General features: G+C 68.8%; 18 protein-coding genes and 1 tRNA gene. 4 read left to right on the top strand and 15 right to left on the bottom strand.

The window, feature by feature from the left end:
* The first annotated feature begins 255 nt into the window (after window positions 1-255).
* On the top strand, window positions 256-768 hold the full coding sequence (locus CHB84_RS13090) for an inorganic diphosphatase (protein WP_089301876.1): 513 nt from the start codon (window positions 256-258) through the stop codon (window positions 766-768).
* A 96-nt stretch (window positions 769-864) separates the two neighbouring features.
* Here the strand turns inward: CHB84_RS13090 and CHB84_RS13095 are convergent, their stop codons facing one another.
* From CHB84_RS13095 to CHB84_RS13110, 4 genes are all read right to left on the bottom strand, one after another.
* Window positions 865-1389, bottom strand: a complete 525-nt coding sequence (locus CHB84_RS13095; protein WP_089301877.1) for a gamma carbonic anhydrase family protein — start codon at window positions 1387-1389, stop codon at window positions 865-867.
* A gap of 43 nt (window positions 1390-1432) precedes the next feature.
* A complete protein-coding gene (gene dnaE / locus CHB84_RS13100) occupies window positions 1433-5011 on the bottom strand; it encodes a DNA polymerase III subunit alpha (RefSeq protein WP_089301878.1) in 3579 nt (1192 codons plus the stop codon).
* 159 nt (window positions 5012-5170) lie between these two features.
* Entirely contained in the window at window positions 5171-5956 is a 786-nt protein-coding gene (locus CHB84_RS13105) for a hypothetical protein (RefSeq protein ID WP_245818720.1), read from the bottom strand.
* Window positions 5957-6162: 206 nt separating this feature from the next.
* Window positions 6163-7590 carry a cytochrome P450 gene (locus tag CHB84_RS13110; protein ID WP_089301880.1) on the bottom strand — a complete coding sequence of 476 codons (1428 nt, stop codon included), beginning with the start codon at window positions 7588-7590 and terminating at the stop codon, window positions 6163-6165.
* Between the two features lie 112 nt (window positions 7591-7702).
* Between CHB84_RS13110 and CHB84_RS13115 the strand changes: the two genes are divergently transcribed.
* The gene (locus CHB84_RS13115) at window positions 7703-8422 is read left to right on the top strand and encodes a TetR/AcrR family transcriptional regulator (RefSeq protein ID WP_089301881.1); all 720 of its coding nucleotides are present in this window, start codon (window positions 7703-7705) and stop codon (window positions 8420-8422) included.
* Here the strand turns inward: CHB84_RS13115 and CHB84_RS13120 are convergent.
* The 4 genes from CHB84_RS13120 to CHB84_RS13135 form a co-directional block, all read right to left on the bottom strand.
* Complete coding sequence (locus CHB84_RS13120) at window positions 8419-8667, bottom strand: hypothetical protein (protein ID WP_089301882.1); 249 nt, start codon at window positions 8665-8667, stop codon at window positions 8419-8421. The genes CHB84_RS13115 and CHB84_RS13120 overlap by 4 nt on opposite strands.
* Window positions 8667-9047 (bottom strand): hypothetical protein, encoded by a 381-nt coding sequence (locus tag CHB84_RS13125; RefSeq protein ID WP_141134672.1) that lies wholly within the window; start codon window positions 9045-9047, stop codon window positions 8667-8669. Before CHB84_RS13125 ends, CHB84_RS13120 begins: the two co-directional genes overlap by 1 nt.
* 196 nt (window positions 9048-9243) lie before the next feature.
* Entirely contained in the window at window positions 9244-9708 is a 465-nt protein-coding gene (locus CHB84_RS13130) for an NUDIX domain-containing protein (RefSeq protein WP_089301884.1), read from the bottom strand.
* Window positions 9709-9727: 19 nt separating this feature from the next.
* On the bottom strand, window positions 9728-10945 hold the full coding sequence (locus tag CHB84_RS13135; RefSeq protein ID WP_217898537.1) for a helix-turn-helix domain-containing protein: 1218 nt from the start codon (window positions 10943-10945) through the stop codon (window positions 9728-9730).
* Window positions 10946-11178: 233 nt separating this feature from the next.
* On the opposite strand from CHB84_RS13135, the gene CHB84_RS13140 reads away from it, so the two are divergent.
* On the top strand, window positions 11179-11568 hold the full coding sequence (locus CHB84_RS13140; protein ID WP_342743961.1) for an NUDIX domain-containing protein: 390 nt from the start codon (window positions 11179-11181) through the stop codon (window positions 11566-11568).
* Window positions 11569-11741: 173 nt separating this feature from the next.
* Here the strand turns inward: CHB84_RS13140 and zwf are convergent, their stop codons facing one another.
* The 4 genes from zwf to CHB84_RS13160 form a co-directional block, all read right to left on the bottom strand.
* Entirely contained in the window at window positions 11742-13136 is a 1395-nt protein-coding gene (gene zwf / locus CHB84_RS13145) for a glucose-6-phosphate dehydrogenase (protein WP_089301885.1), read from the bottom strand.
* A gap of 82 nt (window positions 13137-13218) precedes the next feature.
* Window positions 13219-14313 (bottom strand): transaldolase, encoded by a 1095-nt coding sequence (gene tal, locus CHB84_RS13150; RefSeq protein WP_176439936.1) that lies wholly within the window; start codon window positions 14311-14313, stop codon window positions 13219-13221.
* Window positions 14314-14503: 190 nt separating this feature from the next.
* Entirely contained in the window at window positions 14504-14797 is a 294-nt protein-coding gene (locus tag CHB84_RS13155) for a WhiB family transcriptional regulator (RefSeq protein ID WP_089301887.1), read from the bottom strand.
* 355 nt (window positions 14798-15152) lie between these two features.
* Window positions 15153-15226 (bottom strand) — tRNA-Thr (locus tag CHB84_RS13160).
* 125 nt (window positions 15227-15351) lie between these two features.
* Between CHB84_RS13160 and CHB84_RS13165 the strand changes: the two genes are divergently transcribed.
* Window positions 15352-16932 carry a hypothetical protein gene (locus tag CHB84_RS13165; protein WP_141134674.1) on the top strand — a complete coding sequence of 527 codons (1581 nt, stop codon included), beginning with the start codon at window positions 15352-15354 and terminating at the stop codon, window positions 16930-16932.
* Between the two features lie 57 nt (window positions 16933-16989).
* On the opposite strand, the gene CHB84_RS13170 is transcribed toward CHB84_RS13165, so the two are convergent.
* The 3 genes from CHB84_RS13170 to CHB84_RS13180 form a co-directional block, all read right to left on the bottom strand.
* A complete protein-coding gene (locus tag CHB84_RS13170; RefSeq protein ID WP_089301889.1) occupies window positions 16990-18159 on the bottom strand; it encodes a DNA polymerase III subunit delta' in 1170 nt (389 codons plus the stop codon).
* A complete protein-coding gene (locus tag CHB84_RS13175) occupies window positions 18156-20240 on the bottom strand; it encodes a bifunctional MFS transporter/dTMP kinase (RefSeq protein WP_425432303.1) in 2085 nt (694 codons plus the stop codon). Before CHB84_RS13175 ends, CHB84_RS13170 begins: the two co-directional genes overlap by 4 nt.
* A gap of 251 nt (window positions 20241-20491) precedes the next feature.
* On the bottom strand, window positions 20492-20962 hold the full coding sequence (locus CHB84_RS13180) for a hypothetical protein (protein ID WP_141134676.1): 471 nt from the start codon (window positions 20960-20962) through the stop codon (window positions 20492-20494).
* Window positions 20963-21144: the final 182 nt, after the last annotated feature.

Consider the following 21144-nt stretch of genomic DNA (forward strand, 5'->3'; position numbering starts at 1 on the left):
CACGAACGGCGGCCCGCGCCGGCTTCCGCGGGCGGTCTCGCACACGTGCTCCGCGCGGGCGGGGCGCACGACCCGAAGCGGTCGAAGTCACAGCTGACGAGCGACATCCTCTCCTCCCCGTGAGCCAGCACATAGTCCACACTGGGAAGGCCAGTACGAGAGTTCCGCACACCCGGCCGGCACCGTGGTCGCGGGTCCGCACGTCGGACGCGCCCCAGGACGTGTCGCGCCGCCCACGAGAGCAGCGAGGACGCCGTGGAGTTCGACGTCACGATCGAGATCCCCAAAGGGGCACGCAACAAGTACGAGGTTGACCACAAGACGGGCCGGATCAAGCTGGACCGCACGCTGTTCACCGCAACGCAGTACCCGGCCGACTACGGGTTCATCGACGACACGCTCGGCAGGGACGGTGACCCGCTGGACGCGCTCGTTCTCGTGCAGGAGCCGACGTTTCCCGGCTGCCTGATCCGCTGCCGGACGATCGGCATGTTCCGGATGACCGACGAGAAGGGCCCTGACGACAAGGTTCTCGCCGTGCCGAGCGACGACCCGCGGCTGGAGCACCTGCGCGACATCCACCACCTGAACGAGTTCCACAAACTCGAGATCGAGCACTTCTTCCAGGTGTACAAGGACCTCGAGCCTGCCAAGAGCGTCGAGGGTTCCAGCTGGGGCGGCCGCGACGAGGCCGAGACCGAGATCAAGCGCTCCCTGGAACGCGAGGTCGAGCGCCTCGCCAACCTCGGCGACAGCGACCCCCACTAGCAACACCTTCGAGTAGGTGGGAGCCGAATGTGACATTGGGCTCCTTCTAAGAACCCAATGTCACATTCGGCTCCCACCCCTGGGGTGGGGTGACCGTTACTCGTCGATGCGTTCGACGCCTGCGCGGTGGCGCTCGGCGAGCTGCTGGTAGACCTCGGCGTTGTGCTCGACCCAGACGCGTGCCGAGTCGCTCAGCGGCACGTGTTTCTTGGCGGGCGAGCCCATCGCGATCGTCTCCTCTGCGACCTCCGAGTCCGGTGTGACAACCGAGCCCGCAGCGACCAGGGCCTTCGCCCCGATCACCGACCGGTCGAGAACCGTCGAGCTGTTCCCGATCAGCGCCTGCTCGCCGATGGTGCAGTCGTGCACGAGGCACATGTGCCCGACGGTGACGTTCTTCCCGATCTCACACACCCCACCGTTGAGATGCACGACCGCGTTGTCCTGGATATTGGCGCCCGCACCGACGACGATCCGGCCGAAGTCGGCGCGTAGCACCGCCCCGTACCAGATCGACGCTCCCGCCTCGACCGTGACGTCGCCGACCAGGGTGGCGGTCGGCGCGACCCACGCGTCGGGGTGAACGTTCGGTCGCGAGCCCTCAAAAGCAAACATCGGCATGGACGCATGCTAATCGGCGGACACACCCGGCACGCCCGCAGGCTCAGCTCGCCGCGCTGATCCCCTTGATGGCCTTGAGCTCGCCCATGAGCGTCGCGCTGGGCTCCACCGAGAAGCGGTCCAGGGCGAAGATCGTCTCCCTGCTGCCGCCGAGCAGCTTGAGCCGCACCGGCGTATCGCCCTTGTGCACCTCGAGGGTGCGTTTGAGCTCGGCGACCGCACCGGCGTCGAGCTGATCCTCCGAGGCAAGCAGCACGAACGGCTGCTCCTCGTCCTCCGGTCCGATGTCGGACAGGTCGAGCGGCACCAGCCCGCCGCCGAAGACGGACATCTTGTCCTCGCGCCAGTTCACCCGTCCCTTGACGACCACAGCGTTGTCCTCGACCAGATCGGCCGAGTACAGCGCGTAGGCCCGCGCGAAGAACAGCACCTCCAGCGAGGCGTCCAGGTCCTCCACCGTGCAGATCGCCCAGGGCTCGCCGCTCTTGTTCACCCTGCGGTCCAGACCGGTGATCAACCCGGCCACGGTGATCTCGCCCTCGCTCGGCGGGTCGTGCAGGATCGCCGCGATCGGCTTGGGCGCGTGCTTGCGCAGCGCCCGTTCCGCCCCGTCGAGCGGGTGCCCCGAGACGTAGAGCCCGAGCATCTCCCGCTCGTAACCGAGCTTCTGCTTACGCGGGTACTCGTCCTCACCGATGTCGAGGTGCGCAAGCGGCGAGGAGGACTCGGTACTCTCCGCGCTGGAGTCCGCGCCGAACAGGTCGAACTGACCCATGGCTTCCTGCCGCTTGAGCGGGACGACGGCATCCACAGCCTCCTCGTGGCACTGCACGAGGGACAGCCGCGTGTGGCCGAGCGAGTCGAACGCCCCGGCCTTGGCCAGGGACTCGACGACCCGCTTGTTGCACGCGACGAGGTCGCACTTGTCCATGAAGTCGGCGAACGAGGAGAACTTCCCCTTCTTCTCGCGCGTCGCGATGATCGACTCCACGACGTTGGCCCCCACGTTGCGCACCGCGCCGAGCCCGAAGCGGATGTCGTCGCCGACGGCGGCGAACCGCTGCGCCGACTCGTTCACATCCGGCGGCAGCACCCGGATACCGAGCCTGCGGCACTCGGAGAGGTACACGGCGGACTTGTCCTTGTTGTCGCCGACCGAGGTCAGCAACGCCGCCATGTACTCGGCGGGGTAGTTCGCCTTGAGGTAGGCGGTCCAGTACGACACCAGGCCGTAGCCCGCGGCGTGCGACTTGTTGAACGCGTAGCCGGCGAACGGGAGGATGGTGTCCCACAGCGCCTTGATCGCTTCCTCGCTGAAACCGCCCTCGCGCAGCGGGCTCTGCCGCATCCCCTCGGCGAAGCCCTCGAACTCCTTCTCGAGGACCTCCTGCTTCTTCTTGCCCATCGCGCGGCGCAGCACGTCCGCTCGGCCCATCGAGTACCCGGCGACCTTCTGCGCGATCTGCATGATCTGCTCTTGGTAGACGATCAGACCGTAGGTGTCGCCGAGGATGTCCGAAAGCGGGTCCTCCAGCTCCGGGTGGATCGGGATGACCTGCTGCCGCTTGTTCTTGCGGTCGGCGTAGTCGTTGTGCGCGTTGACGCCCATCGGGCCCGGCCGGTACAGCGCGAGCACGGCGACGATGTCCTCGAATCCCGTCGGCTGCATGCGCCGCAGCAGGTCGCGCATCGGGCCGCCGTCGAGCTGGAACACGCCGAGGGTGTCGCCGCGGCCGAGCAGCCGGTACGACTCGGGGTCCTCCAGGCCGAGCCGGTCCAGGTCGATCTCCTCGCCCCGGTTGGCCCTGATGTTGCCGATCGCGTCCTCAATGACCGTGAGGTTGCGCAGGCCGAGGAAGTCCATTTTCAACAGACCGATGGCCTCGCAGGACGGGTAGTCCCAGCCCGTGATGATCGCGCCGTCCTCACGCTGCCACAGCGGGATGCAGTCCATCAGCGGCTCGGATGACATGATCACGGCGCAGGCGTGCACACCCGCGTTGCGGATCAGGCCTTCCAGCCCCTTGGCCGTGTTGAAGATCGTCGCGACGTCCTGGTCGTTCTCCACAAGCGACCGGACCTCCGCCGCCTCGGCGTAGCGCTCGTGCTCCGGGTCGACGATCCCCTCGAGGGGGATGTCCTTGGCCATGATCGGCGGGGGAAGGGCCTTGGAGATCTTGTCCGCGAGCGCGAAACCCGGCTGTCCGAAGTGTACTCGCGCGGCATCCTTGATGGCTGCCTTCGTCTTGATGGTGCCGAAGGTGATGACCTGCGCGACCTTGTCCTCCCCGTACTTCTCCGTCGCGTAGCGCACCATCTCGCCGCGCCTGCGGTCGTCGAAGTCGATGTCGATGTCGGGCATCGACTCGCGTTCCGGGTTCAGGAACCGCTCGAACAGCAGCGTCTGGGGGATCGGGTCGATGTTGGTGATCCCCATCGCGTAGGCAACGAGCGCACCGGCGGCAGACCCCCGGCCCGGCCCCACCCGGATACCCACGCTCTTGGCGTAGTTCACGAGGTCACCGACCACGAGGAAGTAGGCGGGGTAGCCCTTCTCGGCGATCACGCCGAGCTCCATCTCGGCGCGTTCCTCGTAGCCCTCGGGAACCCCCTCGGGGAAGCGCCACTGCAGCCCGTTCATCACCTCGCGGTGTAGCCAGCTCGCCTCGGTGTGCCCCTCGGGCACCGAGAAGCGCGGCATCCTGTCCCGGTGCGCGTAGACGTCGGCGTAGGACTCGACACGCTCGGCGATCTCCAGGGTGGCGTCACACGCTCCGGGGACCTCGGAGTCCCAGTACTCGCGCATCTCCGCGGCGGACTTGAGGTAGTAGCCGTCCCCGTCGAACTTGAACCTGTTCGGGTCGTTGAGCGTCTTGCCCGCCTGCACGCACAGCAGCGCGCTGTGCGAGTCGGCCTGGTCCTGGGTGACGTAGTGCGAGTCGTTCGTGGCCAGCGGGGTGAGCTCGAGCTTGCGGCCGATCTCGAGCAGGCCCTCGCGCACGGACTTCTCGATCGGCAGCCCGTGGTCCATCAGCTCGAGGTAGAAGTTCTCCTTGCCGAAGATGTCCCGGTAGTCCGAGGCAGCCTGCATCGCCTCGTCGAACTGGCCGAGTCGCAGGCGGGTCTGCACCTCGCCGGACGGGCAGCCGGTGGTGGCGATGATGCCATCGGCGTGTTCGGAGATCAGCTCACGGTCCATCCGCGGCTTGCGGTAGTGCCCCTCCATGCTCGCCAGCGAGGACAGCGTGAACAGGTTGCGCAACCCGGTCGCGTTCGCCGCGATCATCGTCATGTGCGTGTAGGCACCGGCGCCCGAGACGTCACCGCCCTCGCCGTACTCGTCCGCGCCGCGCTGGCTGCTCTGCCCCCAGAACACCGGCTTCTTGTGGAAACGGCTCTGCGGCGCGACGTAGGCCTCGATCCCGATGATCGGCTTGACACCGGACTTGAGGGCCTGCTGGTAGAACTCGTCGGCGCCGTACATATTGCCGTGGTCGGTCATGCCCACAGCGGGCATCTCGAGCCGGGAGGCCTCGGTGAACAGGGCGGCGATCTTCGCGGCGCCGTCGAGCATCGAGTACTCGGTGTGGACGTGCAGGTGAACGAACGAGTCCTGCGACACCGCCGGCTACCTCCCCATGGCTCGCCTCGTACGTCTCCGACGGCTCCTACCTTAGCCTCCCGAAGAACGGGGTGCGGGACGTGCCCGACGGCGCGTCCCGCACCCGTGTTCACCGGTCGCTCACCGGCCGGTAGGCGGCCCGGTCACGTACCTGCGCGCTCAGCTGTTCAGGCGCGCGCGGGCGAGGTACAGCGCGGCACCGCCGCCGATCAGCAGCAGAGCGCCGACCCAGATCAGGGAGCCCGCACCGAACCCGGTATCGGCCAGCGGCCCGGAGGCGCTTGCCGGGGTCACGTCGTCCTGCTCCTCGTCCTCGGCCTCGGTCGTGGTCGACTCATCGGTGGTCGACGTCGACGACACCGGGGTGGACGAGCCCGGGGTCTCCGACTCCGTGGTCTCCGGCAGCTCGCTGGTCTCCGGCGGCTCGCTGGTCTCCGGCGGCTCGCTGGTCTCCGGCGGCTCGCTGCTCTTCGTGGTCGTGGGCGCTGGCTCGTCCGGCGACGTCGGGGTCGGCGTCGAGTCGTCGAGCTCACCGCAGACGAACCAGTGGCTGATCTGCGGGATCTCACCGCCGGGGTTCAACGGCGCCCGCAGCTCGTCCCACGACGCCGTAGCGGGCAGCTCACGCTCGCCGGGCTCGTAGACGTTGTATCCGGGACCACCCTTGACCACGATCCCGGTGACCTCGGAGACGTCAGCGACGACCGAGGTGATCGTCAGATACTGGTCAGTGTTGAGCTCGCCACCGTCGAACACGACGTTGGCGAGGTCGTCATCCTCCCCGTCGTGCACCGCGATGAGGTCGCCGCCGAGGTCGACCTCTGCGCAGGTTTTGGCGTTACCGTCGCCGATGTTCGCGCGCGAGTCCTCGTCGCTCGTCGCATGGGCGGCCGCGGCCCCCAGCATCATGGCCGCGGACAGCGCGGCCGCGGTGGCCGTTCCCACCACCGCACGTCGTATCCCTGGAGGGGATAAGGGCATAGGGCTTCTCCTTCGTAATGCCTGTGCGGTTGCTCCTGCCCCGGCAGAGACCGGGCAGGAGCAACCGCACAGGCACGAGATGGACAGTCTGTGTCACAGGGTCCATCGATTCGTCCCCCACAAGGGTTACGCCCATTCGATAACAGAGATATATCAACCGGAAACGACACTCACCGTGGTACCGCCGGATGCGGCAGCCGTTCGAGGTGAATCGGCAGCCCGTCCGTGGGCGTCGGGCCGGTACCGTACCGCATCGGCGGCTCGTACCCGGCCGGGACGCTCCACCGGAAGCGGAGCAGCATCTGGTGCATGATCGCCTTGACCTCCATGCTGCCGAAGTGCATACCGATGCACTTGTGCACGCCCCCGCCGAACGGCGCCCATGCGTAACGGTGCACCTTGTCCTCCCGGCGATGCTCCGCGAACCGCTCCGGGTCGAAGGTGTCCGGGTCCGGCCACCACTCCTTCATCCGCTGCGTCGGGTAGATCCCGGCGACCACCTTCGTCCCTGCCGGGATGTAGTGGCCGAGCAGCTCGGTGTCGGCGACGGCCTCGCGGAAGAGGCCGCCCACCGGCGCGTTGATGCGCATGGCCTCGGCGAAGACCATGTCCAGCGCCGGCAGCCGGTCCAGGTCCTCGTAGTCGAGCGCGGGCTTGCCCAGCTCCTGCGACTCGGCGCGGGCACGCTCCTGCCACTCGGGGTACCGGCCCAGATAGTAGGCCATCATCGCCAGGGTGATCGTGCTGGTGTCGTGCGCGGCCATCAGCACGAAGATCATGTGGTTGACGATGTCCTCGTCGCTGTAGCGCTCGCCGTCCTCGCTCTCCGCCCGGCAGAGCACGCTGAACAGGTCGTCGCCGTGGCCTGCCCGCTTGGCGGGCAGCTGCCTGCGGAAGTACTCCTCGAGCACGCGCCTGCCACGCAGGCCACGCGCCCAGGTGCCGCCGGGCACGTTGGCCCGCACGACCGCGTGACCGCCGTGCACGGCGTCGACGAAGGCCTTGTTGATGCGGTCTGCGTCAGCACCCACGTCGTCTCCGACGAAGACATCCGTGGCGATGTCCAGGGTGAGCTGCTTGGCCGCGGTGTAGATCGGGAACCGGTCGTCGGGGTGCCAGCGCGCCACGCCGCGCTCGATACTCGGGTTCATCGCGCCCAGGTAGCCGACCAGGCGGTCCTTGGTGAAGGCCTGCTGCATGATCCGGCGATGGTGCCGGTGCTCGTCGAAATCCATCAGCATGATGCCGCGATGGAAGAACGGGCCGATAAGGTACTCGTAGAACCCCTCGTTGGCGAACGCCTTGTCCCTGTTGATCGCCACCCTCTCCAGCGCTTCGGGGCCGTTCACGGCGACGACCTTCGTGCCGAGCAGGCCGATCCACTGCACCGGCCCGAACCGCGCGTACCGGCGCCGGAAGAAGCCCAGCATGTCCGTCAGCGCACTGATCGAGTGCCCGATGAGCGGCAGCCCGTAGTCCCCGGGTACCGGCTTGAGCCCGGAACCGGGCGGTGGCTCGGCAAGCGGCCGCACCCTGCTGGGAACCCGCTCCGACACCGATCGCGCGGCGGCTTGCACCTTGCTGGTTACTCCGGTCATGGCGAGGTTCCTTTCGCGACGCTGTGAACCGTGCCACGAGCGACGCTATCGGAATCATATGTTTCCGTAAACACTCGTTTCCGGAGTTGGGTTCTGTGCCAGACTTGGGCCCGTGACGCGGGCAGTGACAGGGGTCTACCGGGGCGCATCGGCCGAGCAGCGACGTGCGCAGCGGCGCCGCAGGCTGATGGACGCGGGTCTGGACATCATCGGGACGCAGGGCTGGTCGGCCACTACCGTGCGCGGCGTGTGCGAGCAGGCGCGCGTCGGTCCCCGGTTCTTCTACGAAAGCTTCGACGACCTCGACGCGCTCGCCGCAGCCGTGCACGACGAGATCCGGGACACCGCGCTGGAGCGCGCGCTGGAGGCCGTCGCGGCGGCCCCGGACGACGTGGGTGCCAAGATTCGTGCCGGGATCGAGACCATCATCACCGACGTCACCGACGACCCGCGCCGCGCGCGCGTGGCCTTCGCCGAGGCGCACGGCAGCGTGACCCTCATGCACAGGCGGTTCACCGCGATGCGCACTATCGCCGGGGTCATCGTGGACCAGGCCCACGAGCTGCTCGACCTGCCCTCGGACAGCGAGCACGTGGTCCAGGCCGTCGCGCAGCTGCTCACCGGCGGCGTCACCGAGCTGGTACTGGTCTGGATCAACGACGGCGTGGCCATCGACCGCACCGCACTCATCGACATCAGCGTCGAGTTCACCCGCACCATGCTCGAGAACCTGACGGACATCACCGAGAAGGTGTCGGGCGGTGCAGGCGAGGCACCGGGCACGGCAGACTCACCCGACGGACCGAGCGAAACAGGGAACGCTCCACACTAGGCATCGGGACAACCCGCGCCACCGTCGAGCTGCCCGTCCGGAGGCGGTGCGAGCAACAGGCAGGGCTCACACGGCATGCCCCGGATACCGTCCAGCAGCTCCAGCTCACCCGCGCCGAACGAAGCCCCGCAATAGGCATCCAACTGCGCCGCATCGCCGCCCGGCTCCGGGAAGACGTGCGTGACGCGGCGCGCCTCGCCGACCGTGCCCGGCAAGGGGCGTGCCAGCAGCAGGCGTACCCCCATCACGTCTCACCCCGTTCGGGGTGGAGACCGGTGGGAACGGGCGAGGTCGGGGTCATGCCCGTTCCCACCGGAGCCATCAACCGTGCCAGGTAGGCCGCGATCGGCCCCCGCCTGCGGCGCTGCCGCAGCTCGCTCGCCCGTTCCGGGGTCACCACGCTCGGGTGCACCCGCACGAACCGCACACAGGTAACACACGCCGGGCCCGGCGGCTCCAGCATCGAACCCGGCATCACCACATGCCCGCACAGCGCGCGGTACTTCCCACCGCGCCGCCCCGTCAGCCCGGACAGCTCGGCATGCGTGACCACGTGATCCCGGCCATCGGACAGGCACCCCAACCACGAGGCGCGTACGCGCCGCTGACTGTCGTGATTAGACACGAGCCGTGCTCACGAAACATTGCGAGCGAACGCAACCGGCACATAAGTCCGCAACCGCATACCTGCTGCCCTCCACGGCAATCTCTACTGGGAAGCGCCCCATCTCGGGACATCTCCAGGAGACACCCGGATACAACGGAGACCCCGGAAAAACGTTCCGGGGTCTCCGCGATGGTTCGGAAGGCGCGTTGGCCGGTCAGCGATGGTGCACGGTGGTGGGCTCGCCGTGCTCGAGATACTCCGGCGTCGGCGTCCGCAGCGCGGAGCGGATCCGGCGCGCGAGACGATCGAGAGTGTAGCCGTCCAGCTCCTCCAGCCGTACGTAGCGGGCTTCGGCGATCTCACCGTCAGCGAAGGTGAAGCGCGTGTCGGGGTCGAGCCGGGGACCGTCGAACACGAAGAGTATCTTGTCGCCCTCGGAATCCGAGGGTGCCCAGTCCACGGCGAGCAGGCCACCGACCGCGATGTCTAGGCCCAGTTCCTCGCGTACCTCGCGAGCGGCGGCTGCCTGCGGGGACTCACCGGGCTCGACATAGCCGCCAGGGATGTCCCAGAAGTCCTTGTAGGTCATCCGCAGCATCAGCACCCGGCCGGTGTCGTCGGTGAACAGCACACCGGCCGCTACGCGCGGCGCCGCCGCGTTCAGCCGTTCGTCTGGCATGGCCCCAGCCTACGTCAGCTCATGCCACGTTCAGCCGACTCGCCAACCCGGTTAGGTCATCCCCGAGTGCGCCCTTGGCGCGGCGCATCCAGGTCAGCACCAGATCTCGGCTCAGCGAGTGGTGCCGGACCTGCTCCGGGGCCGACTGCTCAGCTTCCAGGATGAGCCCGAGCGCGGCGTCACGGTCGCTGACAGCGCTGTGCGCGCGGGCGACCTCCAGGTGGTGGCGCACCTGTCGCTCGGTCGGCAGGGGTGTGGGATCGACCCGCGGCCCGAGGTCCAAGGCCTGTTGGATGTTGCCCAGCTCCATAGCGGTCGAGACCTTGTGTATGGCCACGTTGGTCGGGCCGAACGCGGTCCACATCAGGTTGTCATCACGCCCGATGCGTTGCGCCGCCGTGTCCGCCTGCTGCAGGAACTCCCGCGTCACCGCCCGGTCGTCGGCGCGGGCAGCGGCCATGGCCCCGGTGAGATACATCGTCCCGTACACCGACACGTAGGCACGGCTAGAGTCGCTGGTCAGCCCGCCGAGATTGCGCGGTGCATCGCTGATCAGGCCCACGGCGTCGCTGTAGCGGCCGGTCGATAGCAGGGCATGACACACCGAGCGGGTCAGCGAGGCCAACACGACCCGCTCCTCGGCTTGCTCGGCCAGGTCATAGCCTCGCTGCGCAGCCACACACGCGAGGTCGGTCTCGCTGAGCTTGGTCAGCACCGCCGTACTCGCCTGGTACGTCAATGCCAGTAATCGTTGGCACCGCACCTTCTCCTGACCCTCGTACTGATCCACCGCATACGCCAGATCCTCAATGAGACCGGACAGCGAAGCCGTCATGTAGCCGAACCGAGAGGCCTGGTAGGCATCCCACACCGCGCTCACCCGGCTGAGCAACACATCCGGCGTCTGAAGCTCCCGATCAGTCGAACGCCCCGGAATCAACTGCCGGTAGGTCAGCAGAGCGTCACGCAACGCAGGAACCGTCTTACGGGGCGTCTCCGGCGACCACTCCACCAGCGACGGCTCGGCCAGCAGATCCCCAAGGGTGACGTCCAACTCCCACGCGATCACGTTGATGACCGACAAACGATCGAGCTGAATACGGTTGTTCTCAACCTTGTTCAACCAGTCCTCAGTCCGACCGATCAGGTCAGCCAACACCCGCTGCGACAACCCCCGCCGACGCCGATACCACGCGATCCGCTCACCGATCGTCAGCCGAACCGTCTCCCGCTTCACGCGGGTAGCTTCTCACCTCACCCCGTCAGGAAATCCAACCGGCGCGGCCTTCACCGTCACCTTCGCGCTTTCATCCAGGTCAGGACGTATGCTGCCACCGAAAGATCCGCAACCGCAAGCAGCATGCTCGCAGATGAATCAACCCCTGTGCGTCGGGCACGGCATAAACCAGCTTCGAACGCACGGGGAGCTGGGTATCCCCATCACGCCAGCGGACCAACGAGGGGCGGCTCATGGCTCGCATCGACTACTTCCACGACCCGCATGCCCCGGAGGCAAATAACGTGGTCCCGTCGGTCACCGTCGGGGTGCGCGACGAACAGGGCCGCATCCTGCTCGTGCACAAGGCCGACAACGATCTCTGGGCACTACCGGGCGGTGGGCACGACGTGGGGGAGTCCATCACCGACACCGCCGTACGCGAGATCCGCGAGGAAACCGGCACCGACGTGGAGATCACCGGGCTCGTCGGCCTCTACACCGACCCCAACCACGTGATGGCTTACGACGACGGCGAGGTGCGCCAGCAGTTCTCCATCTGCTTCTCCGCCCGGCCCACCAACGCGACAGCGCAGGCCGACGGCACCGAGACGAATGAGGCCCGGTGGGTCGACGTCGATTAGCTCGACGCCCTCAGCATTCACCCGTCCATGCGGATGCGCATCGACCACTACCTCGAAGAACGTGCACACCCCTTCCTCGGCTGACCACCGGACAGCCCGCCGCTACCGCATGCGCCGAGCAGCAATCATGGCGACATCCTCCCCGGCACGAACGGAAGCGCGCCACGGTCTCCTCATAGCGCGGGATCGTGCCAGCGACCGTGCGGCTCGATCAGTGCGTCGGCAGCAGCGGGGCCCCACGTACCGCGCTCGTACCGGTGGGGTGGCGACTGCTGCTCGGCCAGCAGCGGCTCAACGATGCGCCACGCCTCCTCCACGGTGTCCGACCGCGCGAACAGGCGTTGGTCGCCGTGCACCGCGTCGTACAGCAGTCGCGCATAGGCGTCGAGGCGCGGACCTTCGCGGTCCTCGTCGTAGACGTAGTCCAGCTCGACCGGGCGGCTGACGAGCTCGTTTCCCGGGGCTTTCATGTGCATCGCCATGGACACCCGTTCCCCCGGCTTGGTGCGAAACGCCAGGTGATTCGGGTGCCGCGGCGGTTCCTGGCCCCGCGTGAAGAACAACTGCGGGGGTCGCCGGAACTCGACGAGGATCTCGGTCGCGGTGGTCGCCAGCCCCTTGCCGGCCCGGATGTAGAACGGCACGCCCGACCAGCGCCACGAGTCGATCGCGAGCCGCAGGGCGACGAACGTCTCGGTGTGTGACTCCGGATCGACTCCCGGTTCCTCGCGGTAGCCGTCGAACTGCCCCCGCACCGCATCGCCGGGATCGACCGGTCGCGCGGACCGGAGCACCTTGGCTTTCTCGTCGCGCAGTGCGGTGGCGTCGGTAGCCACCGGCGGCTCCATCGCGGTGAGCGCCACGAGCTGCATCAGGTGGTTCTGCGCCACGTCACGAACGGCACCGACCCCGTCGTAGAACGCGCCCCTGCCCGCGACACCGAAGTCCTCGGCCATGGTGATCTGCACGCTGTCGATGTAGTTGCGGTTCCACGCCGGTTCGAGGATGGTGTTGGCGAACCGCAGGACCAGCAGGTCGAGCACCTCCTCCTTGCCGAGGAAGTGGTCGATCCGGAACACGGCCTCTTCCGGGAACCGCGCGAGGACACACCGGTTGAGCTCCCGCGCGGACTCGAGGTCCCTGCCGAACGGCTTCTCGAGTACGACCCGGGCGTTGTCGTTGAGGCCGGCTTCGGCAAGCCGCTCCACGACGGTCTCGAACAGCGCCGGGGGGATTGCCAGGTACAGCAGCGGACGTCGCGAGCCGTGCAGTGTCGCGCGCAGGCGCTCGTAGGTCTCCGGCTCGGTGTAGTCACCCTGCACGTACGTCACTGCGGACGCCAGCCGCTGCCACGCGGAGGCGTCCGGCGACCCGTCGCCGTCAGCCGCGATGGCGTCCCACACGTGCTGCCGGAAGTCGTCGTCCGACCAGTCGGAGGCGGCGACGCCGACCACGCGCGGCGGGAGCCATTCTGCCCGTGCCATCTCGTGCAGCGCGGGAAGCAGCTTCTTCCGTGCCAGGTCGCCGGTCGCGCCGAACAGCACGACGGCATCACACCGTTGGTCCATCACACCGAACGTACTCCGTGACCGGCAAACCGCCGCCGCACTCCCATCCGTCGCGTGTCGGGCGCGACGAGTCGCACCCGGATCACCGCTCCGTCAGCTTGTCCACTTTGACACCGAGGTTCTCGATCATCTGCTTGAACGAGTCGGCGAACGCTCGGTCACCGTCGGCAAGCAGCCGCGTGCCCAGATCCTCGAGGTCGACCCCCGCCTGCTGCGCCTCGGCCACGACCGCACGGGCGTCCTCGGCATGTTCGCGCCGGTCGGACATGGCCTCGGGCGCCTCACCGGACTCCGCGAACTCCGTCAGGGCCCGGTCGTTCATGGTGTCCACCGTCTTCGGGGCCGCCAGGGCCGAGACATAGTGCGTTTCGGGCAGCCGTGGATCCTTGGTGGACGTCGATGCCCACAGCAGACGCTGGGGTGCGGCGCCGGCCTCGGCCAGGCTTCGCCAGCGGCCGGTCTCGAGCCACTCCCGGTACGCGACGTAGACCAGCTTCGCGGTCGCCACAGCCAGCCGGTTCTGCAGCCGGTCGGGCAGTTCCTCGTTGGCCTTGGCGTCGATACGGGAAATGAAGAACGACGCCACGGAGTGCACGTCAGGGGCGGCACCCTCGGCGACGCGGCGTTCGAGCCCGCGTGCGTGAGCCTCCGCCACCGCTCGCCAGGCCTCGGGGGAGAACACCAGCGTCACGTTCACGTTGACGCCGCGGTAGATCAACTCCTCGATCGCCGCCATACCCGCCGTGGTGGCGGGCACCTTGATCATGACATTGGCCCGGTCGACCCGCCGGAACAGCTGGTCGGCGAACTCGATCGACTCTCCCGTGCTGTGCGACAGCCGCGGTGGCAACTCGAGGCAGACGAACCCGTCCCTGCCGCCTGCCGCGTCGTGGACCGGCCGCAGGATGTCCGCCGCCGCCACGATGTCGGCGACCGCGACCTCCCAGAACACCGACTCGGGATCGGTCACACCACGCCCGACCGCCTCGCGCACCGCGTCGTCGTAGTCGGTGCCCTCGGAGAGCGCTCGCTCGTATATCGTCGGGTTCGAGGTCACGCCGCTGACCGCGTACTCGTCGACGAGCTCGGCCAGCGTCCCGTCCTCGATCAGCGTGCGGTGAATGTTGTCGTACCACACGCTCTGACCAAGCTCCCGCAGCTTGTGTAGCGGGTTCATGCCACCAGTCCTCCTGCCACGCGGGTACTTCTCTCGCCGAAAGCCAGGACCGTGCGCGAGCCGATCCGGAGAGAAGCCGAAGGATCGGCCCTTGACCGTCCACATTGGTTACTCAGAAGGCGAGGTGCAGCTGTTGATCGCGTGTCCACGAGGGGCCCATCGCGTTGACCCGCGGAGACATCCCTCCGGATCACGCTGCCACTGCCTCACGCCGCCTGTCGATCAGCTTCTTGCGCTCTGCCTCGTCGAGGCCGCCCCATACGCCGTACCGTTCTCCCGCGCGGAGCGCGTAACTCCTGCAGTCCACGAGCACGGGGCAGCTGCGGCACACTGCCTTGGCGTGCTCGGTGCGCTGCTTACGCACCCCGCCCCGCTCGTGCTCGGGCGAGAAGAAAACCTCGCTCGCCATGTCACGGCACGCGCCGAAGCGTTGCCAGTCCCAGTTCTCCGTCACCGGCGTGGGCAGCCGCGCGGTCTCAGCCAACCCGTCAGCACCTCCTCGGTCCGTGGATCATCTCCCTGCGAGTACCCACGTAGCCGGTGCCTAATCACACCGCTGCGATGTATGGCTACGGACGACAACGGGTCATCGACGACGAACAATCGACATCAAGGGACGACGGGGGCTTCCCGGACGAATCGGTCTGTCTGGAAAACGTACAGCAGCGACCGCGCTGGACGCGGAACCGCGTCGAGGCGCCCCGTACGCGGACACGAACGTCACCCCGGAATCACCGGCGACCACCGACCCCACGGACTGCTGCCCGGCCCCAGAACGATCCCACACACGAAACGATGTCCCGGGACACCTGCCAACGGTGTCCCGGGACATCACACGGAGCCGCCTAGGGGATTCGAACCCCTGACCTATTCATTACGAGTGAATCGCTCTGACCGTCTGAGCTAAGGCGGCGTGCGTAGACAGTGTAGCGACCCCGATCGCGCGGCATTCACACCCCCGTCATCGCAGCAGGCGGGCCGCACCGGCCGTGCCCTACGATTCGGTGGGCGGTCGTCGTACTCGAAGGGCAGGTGCCGATGCACGGACGTTCACTTCGCCTGGCGGCGATGTTGCTGGCCTGTGCCCTGCCCGCGCTCGCGGCAGCACCCGCCGGGGCGGACGCCCCACCGACGGACGGGCACGCCGTCGGCCACGCCGGGACGGCGTTCGGGCTGGCACGGGTCCTGTCCAGCTCGATACCCGACGACTCGATCCTGACCGAGCTCGATGACGAACGGAGCATCGACCGGCTGCTGGCCACCGACAACGGCGTGGGCCTGACCAGCGCCCGGGCGAACTCGACAAGCAGCGCGCGGTTCGAGCGCGCGATGGCGCAGGCCGCGCCGCACGGATCGTCCTCAGAGGGCGCGTCCACGGTCCCCCGCCCCGTGCCCGGCACGCTGCTGCAGACCGCGCTCGAGGACAACGAGGAGCCGCTGACCGGCGACATCGAAGCCTCCGAGCCACCGAGCGCCGTGCTCGCCCAGATCGGTGAGATGGAGGGCAGCGTGCACGCGCGGTGGAGCGAGGCCACAGGCCCGTGCGTGGACCCGATCGCCGAGGCCGACCTCGAGGCCGAGTCGGTAGCGCTCGGCAACGCGGTACTCACCCTGCCCGACATCCCGTTTCGCGACCTCGACGCTGCCTTCCCCGACGGCTACGAACCGGAGGGCACCCTCGCCACGCTCGGCGGGCTGCTCGCCGGCGCGGAACCGCAGGACGAGGTGGCCGGATCGCTGGTGAGCATGCCCGACGGCCTGTCCTCGCGCTCCCGTGTCACGCTCAGCGAACCGGACGACGGGGCCGACACCAGCGCCGTGACCTCCACAAGCACCCTCGAAGGCGAGGACATCGGCATCCTCGCAGGCAGCCCGGTGGGGCTGGACCTCGACGTCACGCGCGAGCCCGAGCTGACCGCGACCTCGACCGGGAACGCGGAGACCTCGGAGATCGACTACCGCGCGCCCGAGATCGAGGGCTCGTTCGAGGAGGAGCCCCTGTTCGAGCTCGATGAGGACGACCCCCGCATCGACATCCCCATCGGGGTTCCCGTCGAGGGTTTCGAGGACCTCTCGGCCCACGACGACCTCGGCGACCTGCCGATCGTGGGCGGGGTCGCCGCAAGCGAGGACGGCGAGGCTCTACCGCTGCCCTCCGAAGCCGACGAGCACGTCACCGACCTGTTCATCCTGCGCCTGAGCATCGCCGGTCTCGACGAGCGCACCCAGAACGACGACCTTCCGTTCCCCGGGCACCACCTCGGCGCGTCGGCCCGCCTGCTCGACGTGCAGCTGCTGCCGACGGAGGCACTGGCCGAGGCACTGCTCGAACAGGACATCGACCCGCCGTCGACACTCGCCCAGCACACGCTCGGCGAGCAGGTCGCCAGTGCCTACGCACCCGAGGGCGGGGTCGTCTGCGCGCCCACCGACCCCTCGGCCGTACCCAGCGACGAGATCGCCCAGCTGGCCGGGCCCGCCTACGCCGCCACCCCGATCTCGCTCGGCGGTGCCGCCGCCGTTCTGGTCGGCGTGGCACTCGTGACCGCCGCAGGCAGGCGTGGCCCCGGGATCGATCGGGTGCCCACACCGCAACCCCGCGCCGGAGGCGAGGACTGACGGTGGCTCGCCCGTGTAGCCGGGACCCGACGGCCGCGCAGGCGGGATGATACCCGGCTACCCGACCAGGGCGGCTGCCATCGACTCCACCGCGATGCGCGGTTTGACGTTCCAGCGGATCGCGTCTCGGCAGGCCAGTACCGCCTCCAGGCGGCGAAGCGCAGCCTCCGGCTCCCACCGCCGGGCCGCATCCCGAATGTGCTCGGCGTGATCGGGGTGGTTCAGCGTCAGCTCACGCTCACCGTGACCGGCCGCGACGACCAGCACGTCGCGGTAGAACCCGGCCAGGTCGACGAGCGCCAGGTCCAGCGTGTCGCGCTGGGTGCGCGTGGCACGCATCTTCTGCCGCTTCTCCAGCTGCTTGACGGCCGCGTCGGCGGAGCGCTTCGCTGCCGCCGTGCCCTTGCCGGTGCCGTCGGCACCCATGGCGGTGCGCAGCTCCTCCTTCTCCGAGTCGTCCCGGGCCTTGCTCTCCTCGTCCGCGTCGGCCTCGGCCGCCCGGATCAGCACGTCGGCACAGTCGAAGGCATCGGTCAGCCGCCGCGTGTTCGTCGGGATACGCAGCACCTCGGCCCTGCGCTCCCGGGCAGCGGGATCGGTGGCCAGCCTGCGCGCCCGGCCCACATGCCCACCGCACACCGATGCGGCCCACTCCGCGTCGCCGGTATCGACCCCGTCCCGCTCGACGAGTACCCGCGCGATCGCCGACGGCGGCGGCGTCCGCAGCGCGACCAGCCTGCAGCGGGAACGGATCGTGACCGAGACATCCTCCGGATGGTCGGAGGGCGCGCACAGCAGGAACACGGTGCGCGCCGGGGGCTCCTCGATCGCCTTCAGCAGCGCGTTCGACGCCCCTTCGGTCAGCCGGTCGGCATCGGAGATGATCACGATCTGCCACCGCCCTGTGGTCGGCCGGCGCGCAGCGGTCTGCACAAGCGACCGCATCTCGGCCACCGAGATCGACAGCCCTTCCGGCACGACCGGGTGGACGTCGGCATGCGTGCCTGCCAGTGCGGTGGTGCACCCGGAGCACTGCCCGCAGCCGGAACCTTCGGAGCACTGCAACGCGGCCGCGAAGGTGCGCGCGGCGACCGAGCGGCCCGAGCCGGGCGGGCCGGTGAACAGCCACGCATGCGTCATCGCCTCGGACCGGGTCGTCGCAGCCGACAGCGTCTCGATCGCAGGCTCCTGCCCCACCAGCTGGGACCACACCGTCTGCGTACTCACACGACCTCCGCCCGCCGCGTCGTCGGCGTCGCCGCCAGCAGCCCCCTGTCCACCAGGGCCGCCTTGACAGCAGTGTGCACCCTGTCGGCGACCTCCTCGGAGTCGCCCTTCGCGTCGACGACGACGTAACGACCGGGGTCGGCCGCGGCCATCTCGGCGAGCAGCCCCCGGATGCGCCAACGCTGGTCGGTCGCGAGCTGCCCGGCTGCGGCGTCCGGCTCGATGTCGAGCAGGACCGTCACGTCCGGGCGGAGGCTGCCGGTCGCCCAGTCGGCCAACCCCTCGAGCTCCTCGGCATCCAGCCCTGCCTCCGCGGTCAGCTGGGCGACCGGGGAGTCCACGAAACGCTCCATCACCACAACGGCCCCCTGGTCCAGCGCGGGGCGCACGTCCCGCTCGACGACGTCGGCCCGCACAGCAGCCGCGGCCAGCGCCCTGGCCCGCGCGCCCGTCAGCGACGTCGCGGACAGCAAGGCCGACAGCTGGTGGTCGTTCAGCGCCGGGTCGGTCGCCAGCCGGACGGGGCGCGGCTGCCCGCTCAACCGGTTGGCCAGAGCAGCGGCCTGGGTCTGCGTATCGGTGCTGCTGGTGCCCTCGATCGCGATGAGCAGGCCGTTGACGCGCCGGGGGGTGCGACGCAGGGCGTTGCGCAGGTCCGCGAGCACCGGAGCACCGCGTCGCGTGTCCATCAGCCAGTAGGCGAGCAGGCCGACCAGGGCGGCGAGGACGCCACCGCTGAGCAGTATCGGGCGCGTTCCGTCGATGACGACGGGGTTGCCGAAGATCGTGACCGTGCGCGGCCGCATCAGCCCGATCAGCAGCGGCACCGCCGCCATCGTGCCGCCCAGCACCACCTTCATCAGCGACTGGTAGATGGCGTTGATACGCCCCCGGATGTCGTCGTCGATCCGCGTGCCGATGATGGTCACACCTGCCAGGAACGCTGCCCCGGCGCACGCGCCGACCAGCCCTACCGCGAACAGGGAGACGAACAGGTGGGGTGACAGCGCGACCGCGCACAACGCGATGCCCGCGCCCACGATCGCGAGCCCGAACAGCCGCTCGTGCGGCAGGCGCCTTGCCAGCCGGGACGTCCCGGTCATGCCCAGCGACATCCCGGTGAATACGGCGATGAACAGCAACCCGAACGCCGCGTCACCCGCCATCAGGCTCGTGGCATAGGCGTTGGACGACCCGATCACTGCGCCGCCCGCCGCGAACGCCCCCAGCATGCCCACCAGCAGGCCGCGCACCAGCCGGTTCCCGTGCACGTACCGTGCCCCGTCGAGGATCATCCCGAACAGGCCGCGACGTGGCTGCCCGTCCCGCTTCGCGACCGCGGCGGCGTGGTCGGAGCGGACCGGATGCACGTTGCGCCTGGACAGCTCTGGGATGCGGGTTGCGATGAGGATCGCGCTCGTCAGGTACAGCAACGCGTTGATCACCAGGATGATCTTCGCGAGGCCCAGCGTGCCCAGCACGGCCTCCCGCTGTCCCAGCGCCGGGCCGATTCCGGTGATCACCGCGTACAGGCCGGCGCCGCTGACCACGGCGACGCCGTAGGTCATCACCATGTTGAGCTGGTTCGCCGTCTCCACCTGGTCCGGCCTGCGCAGCAGGTTCGGTACCGCCGCGTCCTTGGACGGGATCCACAGCATCGAGCAGAACCCGACGAGGAAACTACCGATGAACAACCACAGCGGCTCGCCGACGACAGCGATGGACAGCAGCAGCCCGCACCGCACCACATCGGCACTGGCCATGATCGTGCGGCGGTCGAACCGGTCGGCCAGCAGACCGCCGAGCGGGGCGAACAGCAGGCCAGGCAGCAGCAGGGTCAGCACGACGCCGGTGAAGGCGAAGTTCTGCGCCATGTAGCTGTCCGTCAGCTTGGTGACGTAGCCGGTCAGGCCCAGCAGCGTCAACCAGTCGGCGGTGCTACACAGATAGGTGACGCCCCACAGCCTGCGGAACGGCCTGATCGCGAGGACCCGCCGGGCGCGGTAGACGATCGAGGGCGACGCGAGCGCACCCGTCTCGGCGGCACCGTCCTCCGCGGCTTCGCTAGCGATGCGCCCCACCCCGCTTCCGCGCCGGACCGTGTGCGCGTGTGCGCCGTGCACAGTCCGAACGTTGCATACGACTTCCGGCCAGGCGGCCGTTACGTGCGTAGCCGGCGCCACCCGACGGGGAACTACACCGCGCATGCGCCGCCGGGCGTTACGCCGACACAGCCGTCAGCGTAGCGCCCGCCGCGGAGCGTGTCTGTTGATCCCCGCACATGCACGTACGGGAACCGGGCGAACACTCTCTGGTTACTCGCTCGATCGAGTTACGCGGACACCAGGCCCACCAGGCTGGCGAGCAGGGCGACGGCGATGATCGCGAACAGCACGATCAGGACAACCGCCACGGCCACGCCGGCAGAGGACTTGGTCTCCGCGTCCGTGAGGACCCGCTTGGCCTGCTCGCCGGCACCCGACATCATGCGCTGCGCGGACCCGAAACCGCGCCTGCCTTCCGGCTGACGATCTTCCGGCCGCAGCTCCCGCGCCCCCTGCTGAGCGGCCTGGCTGCCCGCACGCTCGTGCGGTTCGTCATCGAGCACCACGCGCAGCATCGCGTCGAGACCGTCGGGGTTGCCCTCAAAGGTTCGCCGGGTCGGCGCGTCGAAACCGCTGCTGTCGGTGCCGGGAACGGCTGCCTGCGTCGACTCGCCGGTGATCAGCCCGGCGAGCGGGTCAGGATACATCGGCTGCGGCGCGGGCTCCTGAGTGCCGTCCGCGCTCGATCCTGCCCTCATGGCGCTTCCCTCCCGGTCCGACAGCCTCGCCAACGCACAAGCGTAGCGACCCCGACGTATACCGTCAGTAATGCATGCGAGGGAAAAGTCCTGGCGATCGGCACGCTCGGTCACACCGCGGAGGCGTGCCGCGCCCCGGCTCCCTGCCCGGCGGGCGTCGCCCGGCAGCCCGCCGGCAGCCC

Origin of the sequence: Haloechinothrix alba (genome assembly GCF_900188115.1) — a bacterium.
In the GTDB taxonomy this organism is placed as follows: domain Bacteria; phylum Actinomycetota; class Actinomycetes; order Mycobacteriales; family Pseudonocardiaceae; genus Haloechinothrix; species Haloechinothrix alba.